The sequence below is a fragment of the Novimethylophilus kurashikiensis genome (assembly GCF_003112435.1).
GTDB lineage: Bacteria > Pseudomonadota > Gammaproteobacteria > Burkholderiales > Methylophilaceae > Novimethylophilus > Novimethylophilus kurashikiensis.
Map to the genome: position 1 here is coordinate 1 of NZ_BDOQ01000003.1, position 13,561 is coordinate 13,561.

General features: G+C 56.4%; 17 protein-coding genes and 2 riboswitches. Of the genes, 9 read left to right on the forward strand and 8 right to left on the reverse strand.

Translation table 11 applies throughout. The features are described from left to right. The 4 genes from NMK_RS18690 to NMK_RS03595 all read right to left on the reverse strand — a co-directional run. Window positions 1-482 (reverse strand): hypothetical protein (locus tag NMK_RS18690; protein ID WP_227871351.1); only part of this gene is annotated, 482 nt, incomplete at its 3' end. Window positions 483-491: 9 nt separating this feature from the next. Next, on the reverse strand, window positions 492-722 hold the full coding sequence (locus NMK_RS03585) for a major coat protein (RefSeq protein ID WP_109014407.1): 231 nt from the start codon (window positions 720-722) through the stop codon (window positions 492-494). Between the two features lie 288 nt (window positions 723-1,010). Continuing rightward, on the reverse strand, window positions 1,011-2,030 hold the full coding sequence (locus NMK_RS03590; protein WP_109014408.1) for a phage/plasmid replication domain-containing protein: 1,020 nt from the start codon (window positions 2,028-2,030) through the stop codon (window positions 1,011-1,013). A 105-nt stretch (window positions 2,031-2,135) separates the two neighbouring features. After that, a complete protein-coding gene (locus tag NMK_RS03595) occupies window positions 2,136-2,438 on the reverse strand; it encodes a single-stranded DNA-binding protein (RefSeq protein ID WP_109014409.1) in 303 nt (100 codons plus the stop codon). A 128-nt stretch (window positions 2,439-2,566) separates the two neighbouring features. Here NMK_RS03595 and NMK_RS03600 point away from each other — a divergent pair, with 128 nt between their 5' ends. After that, window positions 2,567-2,983 (forward strand): helix-turn-helix domain-containing protein, encoded by a 417-nt coding sequence (locus NMK_RS03600; RefSeq protein WP_109014410.1) that lies wholly within the window; start codon window positions 2,567-2,569, stop codon window positions 2,981-2,983. Here the strand turns inward: NMK_RS03600 and NMK_RS18235 are convergent. From NMK_RS18235 to NMK_RS03610, 3 genes are all read right to left on the reverse strand, one after another. After that, entirely contained in the window at window positions 2,925-3,176 is a 252-nt protein-coding gene (locus tag NMK_RS18235) for a motility-associated protein (RefSeq protein ID WP_146187126.1), read from the reverse strand. The two genes, NMK_RS03600 and NMK_RS18235, sit on opposite strands and share 59 nt — an antisense overlap. 202 nt (window positions 3,177-3,378) lie before the next feature. Next, complete coding sequence (locus NMK_RS03605; protein ID WP_109014411.1) at window positions 3,379-3,645, reverse strand: hypothetical protein; 267 nt, start codon at window positions 3,643-3,645, stop codon at window positions 3,379-3,381. Between the two features lie 261 nt (window positions 3,646-3,906). Beyond that, window positions 3,907-4,013: riboswitch (cyclic di-GMP riboswitch) on the reverse strand. A gap of 108 nt (window positions 4,014-4,121) precedes the next feature. After that, window positions 4,122-4,934 carry a secretin N-terminal domain-containing protein gene (locus NMK_RS03610; protein ID WP_109014412.1) on the reverse strand — a complete coding sequence of 271 codons (813 nt, stop codon included), beginning with the start codon at window positions 4,932-4,934 and terminating at the stop codon, window positions 4,122-4,124. 116 nt (window positions 4,935-5,050) lie between these two features. Between NMK_RS03610 and bioA the strand changes: the two genes are divergently transcribed. Next, a complete protein-coding gene (gene bioA / locus NMK_RS03615; protein WP_109014413.1) occupies window positions 5,051-6,370 on the forward strand; it encodes an adenosylmethionine--8-amino-7-oxononanoate transaminase in 1,320 nt (439 codons plus the stop codon). On the opposite strand, the gene NMK_RS03620 is transcribed toward bioA, so the two are convergent. Then, window positions 6,351-6,647 carry a hypothetical protein gene (locus NMK_RS03620; protein WP_109014414.1) on the reverse strand — a complete coding sequence of 99 codons (297 nt, stop codon included), beginning with the start codon at window positions 6,645-6,647 and terminating at the stop codon, window positions 6,351-6,353. The two genes, bioA and NMK_RS03620, sit on opposite strands and share 20 nt — an antisense overlap. Before the next feature lie 98 nt (window positions 6,648-6,745). Continuing rightward, a riboswitch (cyclic di-GMP riboswitch) is annotated at window positions 6,746-6,831 on the reverse strand. Window positions 6,832-6,923: 92 nt separating this feature from the next. On the opposite strand from NMK_RS03620, the gene NMK_RS03625 reads away from it, so the two are divergent. The 7 genes from NMK_RS03625 to hemF all read left to right on the forward strand — a co-directional run bounded on the left by NMK_RS03625 (window position 6,924) and on the right by hemF (window position 13,512). Beyond that, window positions 6,924-7,493 carry an IMPACT family protein gene (locus NMK_RS03625; RefSeq protein WP_109014415.1) on the forward strand — a complete coding sequence of 190 codons (570 nt, stop codon included), beginning with the start codon at window positions 6,924-6,926 and terminating at the stop codon, window positions 7,491-7,493. 118 nt (window positions 7,494-7,611) lie between these two features. Next, complete coding sequence (gene dusB, locus NMK_RS03630; RefSeq protein WP_109014416.1) at window positions 7,612-8,637, forward strand: tRNA dihydrouridine synthase DusB; 1,026 nt, start codon at window positions 7,612-7,614, stop codon at window positions 8,635-8,637. Further along, a complete protein-coding gene (locus NMK_RS03635) occupies window positions 8,630-8,863 on the forward strand; it encodes a Fis family transcriptional regulator (protein WP_109014417.1) in 234 nt (77 codons plus the stop codon). The genes dusB and NMK_RS03635 overlap by 8 nt, the downstream gene beginning before the upstream one ends. Window positions 8,864-8,972: 109 nt before the next feature. After that, window positions 8,973-10,541 (forward strand): bifunctional phosphoribosylaminoimidazolecarboxamide formyltransferase/IMP cyclohydrolase, encoded by a 1,569-nt coding sequence (gene purH / locus NMK_RS03640; protein WP_109014418.1) that lies wholly within the window; start codon window positions 8,973-8,975, stop codon window positions 10,539-10,541. Window positions 10,542-10,550: 9 nt separating this feature from the next. Further along, window positions 10,551-11,819 carry a phosphoribosylamine--glycine ligase gene (gene purD, locus NMK_RS03645; RefSeq protein ID WP_109014419.1) on the forward strand — a complete coding sequence of 423 codons (1,269 nt, stop codon included), beginning with the start codon at window positions 10,551-10,553 and terminating at the stop codon, window positions 11,817-11,819. 115 nt (window positions 11,820-11,934) lie between these two features. After that, entirely contained in the window at window positions 11,935-12,477 is a 543-nt protein-coding gene (gene tsaC, locus NMK_RS03650; RefSeq protein WP_109014420.1) for an L-threonylcarbamoyladenylate synthase type 1 TsaC, read from the forward strand. Between the two features lie 135 nt (window positions 12,478-12,612). Beyond that, entirely contained in the window at window positions 12,613-13,512 is a 900-nt protein-coding gene (gene hemF, locus NMK_RS03655; RefSeq protein WP_109014421.1) for an oxygen-dependent coproporphyrinogen oxidase, read from the forward strand. Window positions 13,513-13,561: the final 49 nt, after the last annotated feature.

Consider the following 13,561-nt stretch of genomic DNA (forward strand, 5'->3'; position numbering starts at 1 on the left):
TGTGCGCTACTGAAGTGCGCTACTGTACTAGGAGGATTCCAGAGGGAACAGGCGTAGTCTTGAGTTGGAGTACCGCCATTGGAAGGCGGTTGAAGTTGGCAGCTAGTACCCGAACCGGTTGTAGTCCAACCAGCAGGGACATTTACACAAGCACCACTGATAGAACCGCCTATGACCTTTTTAACATCCGGTGTCGGGGTGCTGATCGGGTTACCGTTACCGTCTAGGCGTGGCGCACTGACGTTAACATCGGGAATGGTGTCGTTAATCTTTGGAGTTGTACAACTGCCCCCTAATAGCGAAATGCTACCAGCTGGGCAACCAGTCGAGGACTGGGGCAATTGCGGCAGGTTGATCTGTCCAAGAGTGTCGGCTCGTGCTTGAGTAATGGTGAGCAGGAAGAAAAGGAAAAGGTAACGCATGGCATGCCCCAAATAAAAAGGGCAGGCTCGCCAGATCGTGACGCCCTGCCCTGTTTTCACGGTTACTGCTTAAATCTTGTTGCCGAAGCGCTTGAACAGCTTGATGATGATGACCAAGCCAAGCGCCAGTGCTACGACCGGGATCACGGCGTCGAACACGGCTTGAACATTGCCAGAAATCGTGGTGATCTGATCGGTAACAACGGTGGGCAGGGCGGCGTTGGCTGCGACAGATGCAAAGCCGACGGCGGCAACAGCGGCTTGACGACCATACTTGCGAGCGGCGTTCATGTATTTCATTTCAAATTTCCTTTGCAAAACCTCGCGGGGTTAATGCGGCAGGCCCTGCGGGCCTGTCGCATTCAGGACGGCGAGGGTTCGTCCTGAATTCAGATAAGCTCGGTGAAACGGCGTAGCGAGTAGATCAAAAAGCCGGCCAGCCAGCCGAGGGCATAGCAGCCGATCCAGAGCTCTGCCAAGTCGATCATGTCGGCGTTCATCGGCGCGTTCCTTGTGCATAGCCCATCACGAGCAGGACAACCGCGACAGCGGTCGTGAGGATGTCTTGAATGCTGTAGGCGTCCATGGTCAGGCCGCTAGCCTATGTTGCTGCTGCCAGTACCATGCAGGCGCTTCAAGGGCCTGCATCTTGATAACCTCGACACGAGTGGCTAGGCGGACAGCGTTCGAGGGTTGCTTGATGTCGATGCCGTAGGGCAAAAGCTGCTTGCGCCACGTGCGGCGCGTGCGATCGGAGACGCTGTCGTCATGCCAAAGGTCTGTGCCAGTGCGCCAGTCATTAAAGAGCTGGCGCAACTTGCGCGGCATTTGTTCTAGGGGATGCTCGACAGCGGTCCCCCGCTCCAAGACTTCGGCAAATCTGCCGTATACGATGTTTTCCATGCTCTCTGTCCCTTCGTTGTGGTACCAGTCCAAAATCTGTCTGAGGTTGTTCTGTGCTAGGTATCTGCTCTTAAGTGAAATTTCATGTCGGATGACGCCCTGCGCTGTCACCCACTCTGCCAGTTGCGGATCGGCGTGATCGCCGAGGGATTCGCCCTTTACATATAGCTTCGAGTACCAGTACTTGGAGCCTTCATTCCATGAGACGCCGGAGTCGCCATACTGCATTACCGTTGCCCTGCGGCCTGCGTCCTGTCCTGCGAAGTAGGAAACGATTCGAGCAGCTTGGCGAGGGCTTCCGGTGACATAGTTCTTGGTGAGGTCAACGCGGGTGATGATTGCGCCCGTTGTGACAATGCCGCCTTCATTCGGGTTAAACAGGCCGAGGCCGAACGTAAACGGCGGTAGGCCGAAAGTAGCCAGTAGAGAATTAAGCTTGAGTACGCAATCGCGAACGCTATAGCCAAAGACATTATCGGCACGGCCAAACCTCCCTATGTTTCCGTCAACGGATACGCGGTATCCGTTGCACATGATTCGAATCTTGGTGTCGTAGCTGCCTACGTGGGTGAATTTCTTTTCGGTGCGCCACTCGACTTGTCCGTCAGAGTCCACGGCCCACACAGCACCGTCATTGATGATCGGAAGACCGCCCTCGGGGTGATCTTCATAAATGGTGATCCAGTCGCAGAAGACGTCTGTCACTTTTTGAAGCCCTCGGGTGAAGGGCTGTAAAAAGCGCCCTCCCCGGCTAACTTCAAAAGAGCCGGGAAGGATGGAGGAGGCAACAGGGCGGAGAAGTACATCTGCTTACGCAGCGGCTTGAAGGTTGCTCTTGACCGGGACCAGTACCGGACGGCCCAGCATCAAACGACCGAAGTCGCCGACATAGACAGAGCGATCATCCAGCGTATAGGTGCCGACCGGGTAAGGCTGATCATCGTCCTCAAGGTTAATGCTGATGCGCTCGGGGTAAGCGCGGGGGGTGCCGTTGCGTTCAAGGGTGTGAGCGTAGGCAATCTGGCTGCGGATGGTAAAGGGCTTGCCAGTGCGTGCAGAAGTACCGTGGCGGGTTTCGATTTCAGCCGACTTGATTTCAATCTTGAGTGCCATGTTTCGTGCCTTTCGTGGTCTAAGTGATACTCTCAAATTGAGAGTAAGCAATTTTTACTCGGATTTTGAAAGTATGTCAACTAGCATTTTTGGAGCATACAATTCGCATAACGATAGGAGGCACAAACATGATCACCGAACAGTTGCTGGAAGCTGCTAAGGAAAAGATCGGCGCGAGGAGCTATTACGAATTCGCGAAAAAAACGGGAATTAGTGAGCAGAAATTGTCGAGCTTGAGAAAAGGCAGATTGCAGGCAGACGAATACACCTGCTTTAAGTTGGCAGAAATACTTGAAAGGTCGCCGTCGAGCGTTATTGCGGAGATTAGGTCGGAAACAGAGAAGGACGAAGATAAGCGCTTGTATTTTAAGCGTTTTTTTTCGATTGCGGTGTTGTGGATAACTTTGGGGCTACTGTTGCCAGTTTTCAGTACCAATTACGGCACCGCAGAGGCTGGTATAAAAAACGCTGAATCCCGCGCCGTTACTAGCCATAACGCCCCAATTGCTGACGCTGGAACTCCGACCCCTGCTTGCGCATACTGACGATCTGTCGCAGTTGCAGCAGCAGTTCAGAAAGCACGTGTTTGGGGTTGCCAAGCACTAATGCCCCAAGGGCCGCACCAGTAATAATCAGCAATTCGATGGGTTCCCAAATCGCATGGAGCGCCCCGCCGTTCAGCAAAAAACCACCGAAAATGCATCCAAGCACGATGGCTATCCCAACAATTTGCTGCATTAAATTTGCTCCTCTTTTTAATCAGTTTTGCTGAAGGAAATCGTCATCATCGAAGCCTTCCCCATCGTGTAGTCGGACAAGGATCTGACCGCCACACTTCTGAGCAGGGGAAGCTGCTCCTTGGCTTCTTTCTCTTTTTCTTCCTCTACCTTGAACACTAGGTCGACAGCCAGATAATGCGAAATAGGCTGCCCAGGCTCGCCTAGCCAAATTGACTCGCATACAACCGCCAGCCATGGCCAGCCATTTCATCGTCAAGAGGGTGCATCTGGGCAGCCTCGACATTGAATACCGCTCCATAACGACGGTTAAGTCCAAGCCTGAATAATTCACCAAAGTCTTCTTGTACCTTGGCTGCAAAATCTGGCAACAAATGGATAGGACGCCCCAAGGTACAGGGATCCAGTTTGCGGTAATTCTGGTCAGGATTATTTTTCATTTTTTCGCTGGGCTGGAATGCGTGCAGCAACAGCCACCGTGCACATCAGCTTATGGCTTGTGCTTAAGAAACCAATAGTGGCGAATCCCGTGACGAATTAACGATCAGATACGGGTACGATCAAGAAAAAGGGGAAATTTGAAGTAAAAACGTGATGAGAATGCATATGCCTTCCGCTTATATTTGTTTGTTGTCGGTAAGGTCCGAACGCGACTTGCATGCGCTAAGCAAGCGCAATGACTTCAAGATCAGCCGTAAACGAAATGCCAATGAATTTGTATTTCGTCGCCGTCCGGCAGCCCCGCTATCATCGTCCTTGACTCAGCTAAAACTGATTCAAGCACTTAGATCGGAAACTTTGCGTCCCCGGCTTTCGCACGGGTTTGCCCCATAAAGACTATAGCGATTCTAAGCTCATTAGGCAAGTTAACGAATGCTGCCAGCTGTGAAAATGATATGGAATTAAAGCTGTCTGAAGGGCAATCCATCATCTTGCTAGAACCGGATTATTCGACTTTGATTTTCAAGCTGACCGCCCGCGATCCCTGTGTCGACGAGTTTTGCAGTATCGCTTGCGAAACCTCGTCTCGACTTCCCAGCAGGCCGCCCAAATCAAGCCATTCCCCAGGCTTCAGCTGTACATGGGTCGATAGCGAGACAAAATCGATGACACCATTCCCGCCAAGCTGAGCCATTCGAGGCGTAATCTCCAGATCGACCTTATCTCCGACCTGCCGCGGCTTGACCGAAAACCCAGTCGTCACTTCCTGCCAATCAGTCGTGGGGATCCCCCGAGCATAACGATGCGACAAATCGACCCAATAGCCGGAATAAGGAACCATTTGGCCTACGCTGATGAAGGCAGGGGCGCCTTCCAGTGCACTCAAGGTCATGCTGGTCGCGCTGGAGCCTTGTGTTTCGACCTCGTTCGCATCAATGCCGATGCTGTCCGGCATTTCTCGGCGCCCATTTGGCGTCCATACCCTGATATGCCGATTGCCGACATTCCCGGAAACACCGACATTGTCTCGCCGCGCCCAATTTTGATCGCCACTGCTGACGCTGATACGCCAACGTCTCCGTTCCACGTCCAATTGTCGAAGCGTTTCCTCAATGTTGCCGATTTCGGCCGGCTCCGCATTGATGATGATCTGATTACCGAAAGCGCTGACGCTACTGCCAGGCCCCACCAACCTCTGCAAGGGCGCCAGAACTTCTTCCGCAAGCCGGTGCTGAAGCGTCACGATTTTTAGCTGCGGACGAGCCCATGCAGGCCCCGTCAACAGGCAAAGCATCAAGACCAGCCACCGCATATTCATGACGAATCTTTCATTCAATAAGCGCAATATTTCATCCTAAGCCTTTTTGCCGCTATTGTCGGCAGGCTTGCCGTTGGTGTAAAAAGCAGGCACCCGCGTTTTCCAACCGCCCAGCCATGCGCAACCAAGATCTCCTCAATCGTTCCCTCGCCGCCGTCTGGCACCCCTGCACCCAGATGAAGCAGCACGAGAGCCTGCCGCTCATCCCCATTGCCCGCGGGCAGGGCGCCTGGCTGGAAGATTTTGACGGCAATCGCTATCTGGATGCGGTGAGCTCGTGGTGGGTGAACCTGTTCGGCCACAGTAACCCTCGCATCAATGCCGCACTTAAGGATCAACTGGAACGCCTGGAGCACGTCATCTTGGCAGGATTCACCCACCAACCTGTGGTCGAACTCTCGGAGCGCCTGGCTCGCTTAACGGGCTTGGGTCATGCTTTCTATGGCTCCGACGGCGCTTCGGCGACTGAAATCGCGCTCAAGATGAGTTTTCACTTCTGGCGCAATACCGGAAAGCCACTCAAGACCAATTTCATCAGCCTGCAAAACAGCTACCACGGCGAGACGGTAGGCGCGCTATCCGTTACCGACGTCGCCTTATTCAAGGACACCTACGCCCCGCTATTGCGACAAAGCGTGCAAGTGCCCTCTCCTGATGCACGACTTGCGGCGCCCGGAGAATCGGATGCGGCTTTTGCCCAGCGTTGCGCCGAATCACTCGAACAGTATCTCGCTCAACATCACGAAGAAACCGCCGCCCTGATTCTTGAACCGCTCATCCAGGGCGCTGCTGGAATGGGCATGTATCACCCAAGTTATTTGCAGCAAGCGCGCAGCTTGTGCGACCGTTACAACGTCCATCTTATCGCTGATGAGATTGCAGTAGGCTTCGGCCGCACCGGCACCATGTTCGCTTGCGAGCAAGCAGGCATTCGGCCGGATTTTATTTGTTTGTCCAAGGGCATCACCGGGGGCTATCTACCGCTCTCGGCGGTATTGACCACAGATACGGTGTACGCGGCGTTTTACGACGACCGCGTCGCTCGCGGGTTTCTGCATTCGCATAGCTACACGGGTAATGCGTTGGCCTGCCGTGCGGCCCTGGCAACGCTGGATATCTTTGAAGAGGACAACGTCCTGGAGAAAAACAGGGAAACTGCAGCACAACTAACCACGGCTCTGGAGCCGGTGAGAATGCACCCCCTTGTTAGGAATTTCCGGCATAAGGGCATGATCTGGGCGTTTGAGGTCGATACCCATGATCCTCAATTCGCAGTCAAGTTCTATCAATCAGCATTGACGCTTGGACTGCTGCTGCGCCCCATCGGCAACACGGTTTACCTGATGCCGCCCTATATTCTCGGGGAAGAAGAAATCAGCATACTTGCCAACACCACCCTGGCGCTGCTCAACGGCATCAAGCCATCATCAACTTGACACCTTCGCACAAGCCCAACCCCACGGCCCCGTAAAACATCAGATTGCCGATACGCTCGCTCTGCATCCCATGCAACCAGAACCGCATGAAGAATATCGCACCGCCGAGCATGGCTAAAAAAACAGGATGCACGTTCCATTCTCCGGTGAGCCAGATGATGACGCCGTCTTCGGGATTAAACACCTGCATTGCCGTAGTAGTAATGGCCAAGCCGATCGCCAAAAACGCAATCACGCTCAAGAGGGTTTCGAACAGCTGGTAAGTCGCAGATTTCATGGCTTGCTCCCGTAAAATAAAGGGCAAACCCAGAACTCGAGGCGCTCAGTGGCGGTTGACGGCGGAGGGAATCGCCAACCTGTCATGGAGATGAGTTTTCCGGCGGCCCCGCTGTCATGGGATTGCTCCTTTAGACCGGTGGCTTTGCGTCCCCGCCTTTCGGCCGGGTTTGCCCTTTTCCAACGACTACATCCTAGCCAGTCGATTTGCCAAATGTAAAACCGCGCCTGACAAGCGGTAAAATGAGACAGATAAACGGACGTTTAAATATTTCTCGTGCAACAAATCGCCCAGCTAGGTCAGGCAGAACAGACCATCAACAAATCCCGCTTCGTCGCGGTTGCCGAATATTGCGCGGACGAACGCACCGTTGCCATGCTGCTGCGGCGCCTCGCCCAAGCGCACTCCCACGCCCATCACCTGGCGTTCGCCTATCGGGTAAAAAATCCGGAGGGCCAAGGTTATATCCTACGCTTCCATGATGCCGGGGAACCCTCCGGCACGGCCGGCAAGCCCATCTTGCAATATCTGGAAGGACGCGACCTGGTGAATGCTTGTGTCGCCGTGGTTCGCTATTACGGCGGGATCAACCTCGGCACCGGCGGATTGGCGCGGGCATATGGCGGCACGGCAAAAATGGCACTGGATGCAGCCAAGATCATCCCCTTCGTAGAGATGAAAACATTGCGGCTCAATGTGGATTACGGGCGCCTGGACGGATTGACCAGGGAAATCGCCAAGCTTGGCGGCCAAGTGCTGGACAAGGCGTTCGGCCAGCAGGTCACTGTGCTGGCTTCCGTCCCCGACAAAGAGGCGGAAGGGTTGGTGAAGCGCTTCGGTGCCTAGAATCAGCAACCCCTGCGTTGAGCGTTTAGTAAAAAACCTCAACCACAAGCATGCAACGGGTTCTCTCCAACCCGTTTTGCATATAAAATAGGCAACTTTTCCGTCCGGAATCGTCGCCTTGCAAATCGGCCCGTACAAACTCAAATCCAACCTCGTCGTCGCCCCTATGGCGGGCGTGACCGACCGTCCTTTCCGCCAGCTCTGCAAGCGGATGGGCGCCGGCCTCGCCGTGTCCGAGATGGTCACGTCCAATTCGCTGCTGTACGGCAGCGAAAAGACGCTGCGCCGGGCCAATCACGAGGGTGAGGTCGAGCCGATTTCCGTGCAGATCGCCGGTGCCGACCCCAAGATGCTGGCAGAAGCGGCCAAGTACAACGTCGACCGCGGCGCACAGATCATCGACATCAACATGGGCTGTCCGGCGAAAAAGGTCTGCAATGTGATGGCCGGCTCGGCGCTACTCAAGGACGAGCCCTTGGTGGCTCAAATCCTCAAGGCGGTAGTCGGCGCGGTTGACGTGCCGGTGACGCTCAAGACCCGCCTGGGCTGGGACAAGGCCAACAAGAACGTGCCGTTGATCGCTAGGATCGCCGAAGACAGCGGCATCCAGGCATTGGCCATTCACGGCCGTACCCGGGCATGCCTCTACACCGGTCATGCCGAATACGACCTCATCGCCGAGGTCAAGCAACAGGCAGGGATTCCCATCATAGCCAACGGCGACATCACCACGCCGGAAAAAGCCAAGCTGGTACTCGACCAAACGGGCGCAGATGCCGTGATGATCGGCCGTGCCGCCCAGGGGCGCCCTTGGATTTTCCGCGAAATCACGCACTACCTGGATACTGGCAAACATCTGCCGCCGCCCGAGGTGGAAGAAATCCGCAGTGTCATGCTGGCGCATCTCGCCGACCTCATCCAGTTCTACGGCGAGCAAACCGGCACCCGTGTCGCTCGCAAGCATATCTCCTGGTACACCAAGGGCTTGGCCGGTTCGGCGAATTTCCGCCACGCCATGAACCAATTGCAAACCCACGAAGAACAACTCGCCGCGATCGACGCGTTCTTCAATGAGCTCCGCCAGCAAGGCGAGCGCTTGACTTACATCCACGAGGAATCAGAGGAAATGGCAGCTTATGCGTGAAACCGATCTTTCCGCCTGCGTACGCCAGGCGCTGGACGACTATTTCCGCGACCTGGACGGCGAGCCGCCGCACGCCGTCTACGACATGCTGATTTCCTGCGTGGAAAAACCCATGCTGGAAAGCATCATGCACCGCACCAGCGGCAACCAGAGCAAGGCGGCCGAGATTCTCGGCCTCAACCGCAACACCCTGCGCAAGAAGCTCAAGCAGCACAACATCCAGTAACCATGTGCCTGTCCGCTTACCCCGTTAATCATTGTCCTGCCTTTGCCGTCCATGGCACTTCGGGCACGACAACGTTTTCCTAACCGCTTTATTTTTCCAAGTCATCATCATGGCCATCATCAAACGTGCTCTTCTCAGCGTTTCCGAAAAACGCGGCATCCTCGAATTCGCCAAGCAGCTCAATGCTTTCGGCGTCGAACTCCTCTCTACCGGCGGCACCGCAAAATTGCTGCGCGAGAACAATGTTCCCGTGGTTGAAGTCGGCGACTACACAGGTTTTCCGGAAATGCTGGACGGTCGCGTCAAGACGCTGCACCCCAAGGTACACGGTGGCATCTTGGGCCGTCGCGATCTGCCCGAACACGTGAGCGCCATGCAAGAGGCCGGTATTCCCAACATCGATATGGTCGTGGTGAACCTCTACCCGTTCCGCGAGACCATCGCCAACCCCAACTGCTCCCTGGAAGACGCCATCGAGAACATCGACATCGGCGGCCCGACCATGGTGCGCGCTGCGGCCAAGAACCACGCCCACGTCGCCATCGTGACCGACCCTGAAGACTACGAAGCACTGGCACGCGAAATGGCTTCCAGCAACGGCGCCATCGGTGCGGAAACCCGCTTCAAGCTTGCCAAGAAGGCGTTCTCGCACACTGCCGAATACGACGGGGCCATCAGCAATTATTTAACCGCGCTCGACGCCAAGAACCAGAAGCAGGATTTCCCCGACCGCTACAACACGCAAGTGGTCAAGGTCATGGACCTGCGCTACGGCGAGAACCCGCACCAGAATGCCGCGTTCTACCGCGACAGCACTGTGCCCGACGGCGCACTGGCCAGCTTCAGCCAGTTGCAGGGCAAGGAACTCTCCTACAACAACATCGCCGACAGCGATGCGGCCTGGGAATGCGTCAAGACCTTCGACGTGCCGGCCTGCGTGATCGTCAAGCATGCCAATCCTTGCGGTGTTGCCATTGATGCCAATTTGTTGGGCGCCTACGAAAAAGCCTTCAAGACCGACCCGACTTCCGCTTTCGGCGGCATCATCGCCTTCAACGGCGAAGTCGGCATCGACGTGGTCAACGCGATGAACGAGCGCAAGCACTTCGTCGAAGTCCTGATTGCGCCCAGCTTCAGTGAAGAAGCCAAGGCTGCGCTGGCTGCCAAGAGCAACTTGCGCGTGCTCATCGTGCCGCTCGGCGACGGCAACAATGCGCTGGAATACAAGCGCGTGAGCGGCGGTTTGCTGATTCAGACCCCGGACGCGCTCAACGTGACGGCCGACCAACTCAAGGTAGTCACCAAAAAGCAACCCACGCCGGAACAACTGAAAGACCTGCTGTTCGCCTGGCGCGTCGCCAAGTACGTGAAGTCCAACGCCATCGTGTTCTGCGGCAACGGCATGACGCTAGGCGTCGGCGCCGGCCAGATGAGCCGCGTCGACAGCACCCGCATCGCTGCGATCAAGGCCGCCAACGCTGGCTTGTCGCTGCAAGGCGCTGCAGTAGCGTCCGACGCCTTCTTCCCGTTCCGTGACGGCGTAGATGTGCTGGCTGAAGCCGGCGCTTCCTGCGTCATCCAGCCGGGCGGCAGCATTCGCGACGAAGAAGTTTATGCAGCAGCCGACGAGCATGGCATCGCCATGGTCATCACCGGCGTTCGCCACTTCAGGCACTAAGAGGCATCTATGAAAGTATTGGTCATCGGCAACGGCGGGCGCGAACACGCCCTGGCCTGGAAATTGGCGCAAAGCAAGCGCATTACCCGTGTTTATGTCGCGCCCGGCAACGCCGGCACGGCTTTGAACCCCGACATGCAGAACGTGCCGATCACGGCCGTGCCTGAGCTGGTGGAATTTGCCAAAACCGAAAACATCGCACTGACGGTCGTCGGTCCCGAAGCCCCCCTGTCTCAAGGCGTGGTCAATGCCTTTCGCGCCGCCGGCTTGAAGATTTTCGGTCCGACTCGCGAAGCCGCACAGTTGGAAAGCTCCAAGGATTTCGCCAAGGCCTTCATGGCGCGCCATAACATTCCTACCGCCGCTTATGCCACCTTCACCGATGCTGCTGCCGCACACGATTACGTACAGCAACAAGGCGCCCCCATCGTCATCAAGGCTGACGGCCTGGCCGCCGGCAAGGGCGTAGTCGTTGCCATGACCGAAGCCGAAGCCCACGAAGCCATCGACATGATGCTGGCCGACAACAAGCTCGGCACAGCCGGTGCCCGCGTAGTGATCGAAGCCTTCCTGGAAGGCGAGGAAGCCAGCTTTATCGTCATGGTAGACGGCGAGCACATCCTGCCCTTGGCCACCAGCCAGGACCACAAGCGCTTGCTGGACGGCGACCAAGGCCCCAATACCGGCGGCATGGGCGCTTATTCTCCGGCGCCTGTCGTGACGCCTGAAATCCATGCCAAGGCGATGCGCGAAATCATTCGCCCCACCGTGCAAGGCATGGCTAAGGACGGCATTCCCTATACCGGGTTCCTTTACGCCGGCCTCATGATCGACAAGAACGGCAACCCCAAGACGCTGGAATTCAACTGTCGCATGGGCGACCCGGAAACCCAGCCCATCATGCTGCGCATGAAGAGCGACTTCGTCGACCTCGTCGAACACGCAGTCAACAACACGCTGGATCAGGTTGAAGTCGATTGGGACCGCCGCACGGCATTGGGTGTCGTCCAGGCTTCCGCCAATTATCCGGATACGCCGCGTACCGGCGATGTGATCCACGGCCTGCCGTCCGATCTGCAAGACGCGCACGTATTCCACGCCGGCACCAAGCTGGTAGACGGCCAAGCCGTGACCAGCGGCGGCCGCGTGTTGTGTGTAACGGCATTGGGCGATACTGTGAAGCAGGCTCAGGCCCGCGCTTATGAAATCGCCGACGGTATCACCTTTGAAGGGCGTCAGATGCGCCGCGATATCGGCTATCGCGCCATTTCAAGGTAGTCGTAGCGCAGGCGGCCTCGCCTGCATTTGAAGAACGGCCAGCCCGTTCTTCTTTTCCCAATCCGATGACTGTTTGAACGCGCAGGTGAGGCCCACCTGCGTTATGGGGAGACGCATGAAGTATCGAGCATTGCGGCAATACCTCAAAAATGGCGGCTTGATCGCCTACCCGACCGAGTCCTGCTTCGGCCTCGGCTGCGACCCCATGAACCGCAGCGCGGTCAAACGCCTGCTTCGGCTCAAGAAACGTCCTCAAGCCAAAGGCCTCATCCTCATCGCCAGCCGCATGCGGCAGCTCAAGCCTTATATCGCCCCACTAACGCCGGAGCAGTTGAATAAGACCAAAGCCACCTGGCCCGGACCCCATACCTGGCTGGTCCCCGTCAATAAACACTGCCCGGTCTGGCTGAGCGGAAAGCACCCTAGCATCGCAGTCCGCATCACTGCCCACAAGGGCGCACGCCAACTGTGCCAAGGCGTGGATATGACCCTCGTTTCCACGAGTGCCAACCGTAGCGGCTGCAAGCCTGCCAAGACACGGCGCGAATGTCAGCGTTTATTCGGGGCATCGGTCAAGGTGTTGCCCGGACTCGTCGGCAAGCGCCGTCGCCCTTCCACGATCCAAGACCTCGCCACCGGCAGGATCATTCGGAAATAACTGTGGGAGCTCCGCCTCGGGGCGATTCCAAAATGATTGCGGCGTGAGATGCCGCTCCTACGCCCAATCAGGATTTTCGAATGCAGACGAGGCCGCCTGCGCTACAATCCTCGGCATCCTTACCTGGAGCAATTCATGGATTTCAACAGCGTCAAAGAATACCTGCTCGATCTGCAAGAGCGCATCGTCGACGGGCTGCAGCACGTGGACGGCAAGAACTTCCTGCACGACTCCTGGCAACGTCCGGAAGGCGGCGGCGGGATCAGTTGCGTCATGGAAGAAGGCAATGTGCTGGAGCGCGGCGGCGTGAATTTTTCGCATGTCAGCGGCGACCGCCTGCCCCCTTCGGCTTCGGCAAATCGCCCGGAATTGGCCGGGCGCGGATTTGAGGCTGCCGGCGTCTCACTGGTACTGCATCCTCGCAACCCCTATGCCCCTACCGTACATATGAACGTACGTTGCTTCATGGCGAAAAAAGCCGGCGAGGCACCGGTATGGTGGTTCGGCGGCGGCATGGATTTAACGCCGTACTATGGTTATGAAGAAGATGCCCAGCATTTTCACCGCACCTGCCGCGATGCGCTTACGCCCTTCGGCCAGGAGTTGCATCCACGTTTTAAAAGCTGGTGCGACGATTATTTCTACCTCAAGCATCGCAAGGAACCGCGCGGCGTGGGCGGCATTTTCTTCGACGATTTCAACGAACTGGGTTTCGAGCAGAGCTTCGCCATGACCAAGAGCGTGGGCGACCATTTCCTCAAAGCCTATCTGCCCATCCTGCAACGTCGTATTAACGAGCCCTACGGCGAACGCGAACGCGATTTCCAGGCTTATCGCCGGGGACGTTACGTCGAATTCAACCTGGTGTACGATCGCGGCACCTTATTCGGCCTGCAATCGGGGGGGCGCACCGAATCGATATTGATGTCCATGCCGCCCATCGTGAAATGGCGCTATGACTGGCAACCGGAAGCTCATTCACCTGAAGCCATGCTCTATAGCGATTTCCTGATCCACAAGGATTGGCTGGCCTAATATTCCACTGTAGCCCGTATGTTTCATGCATACTGATTAATAAATATAA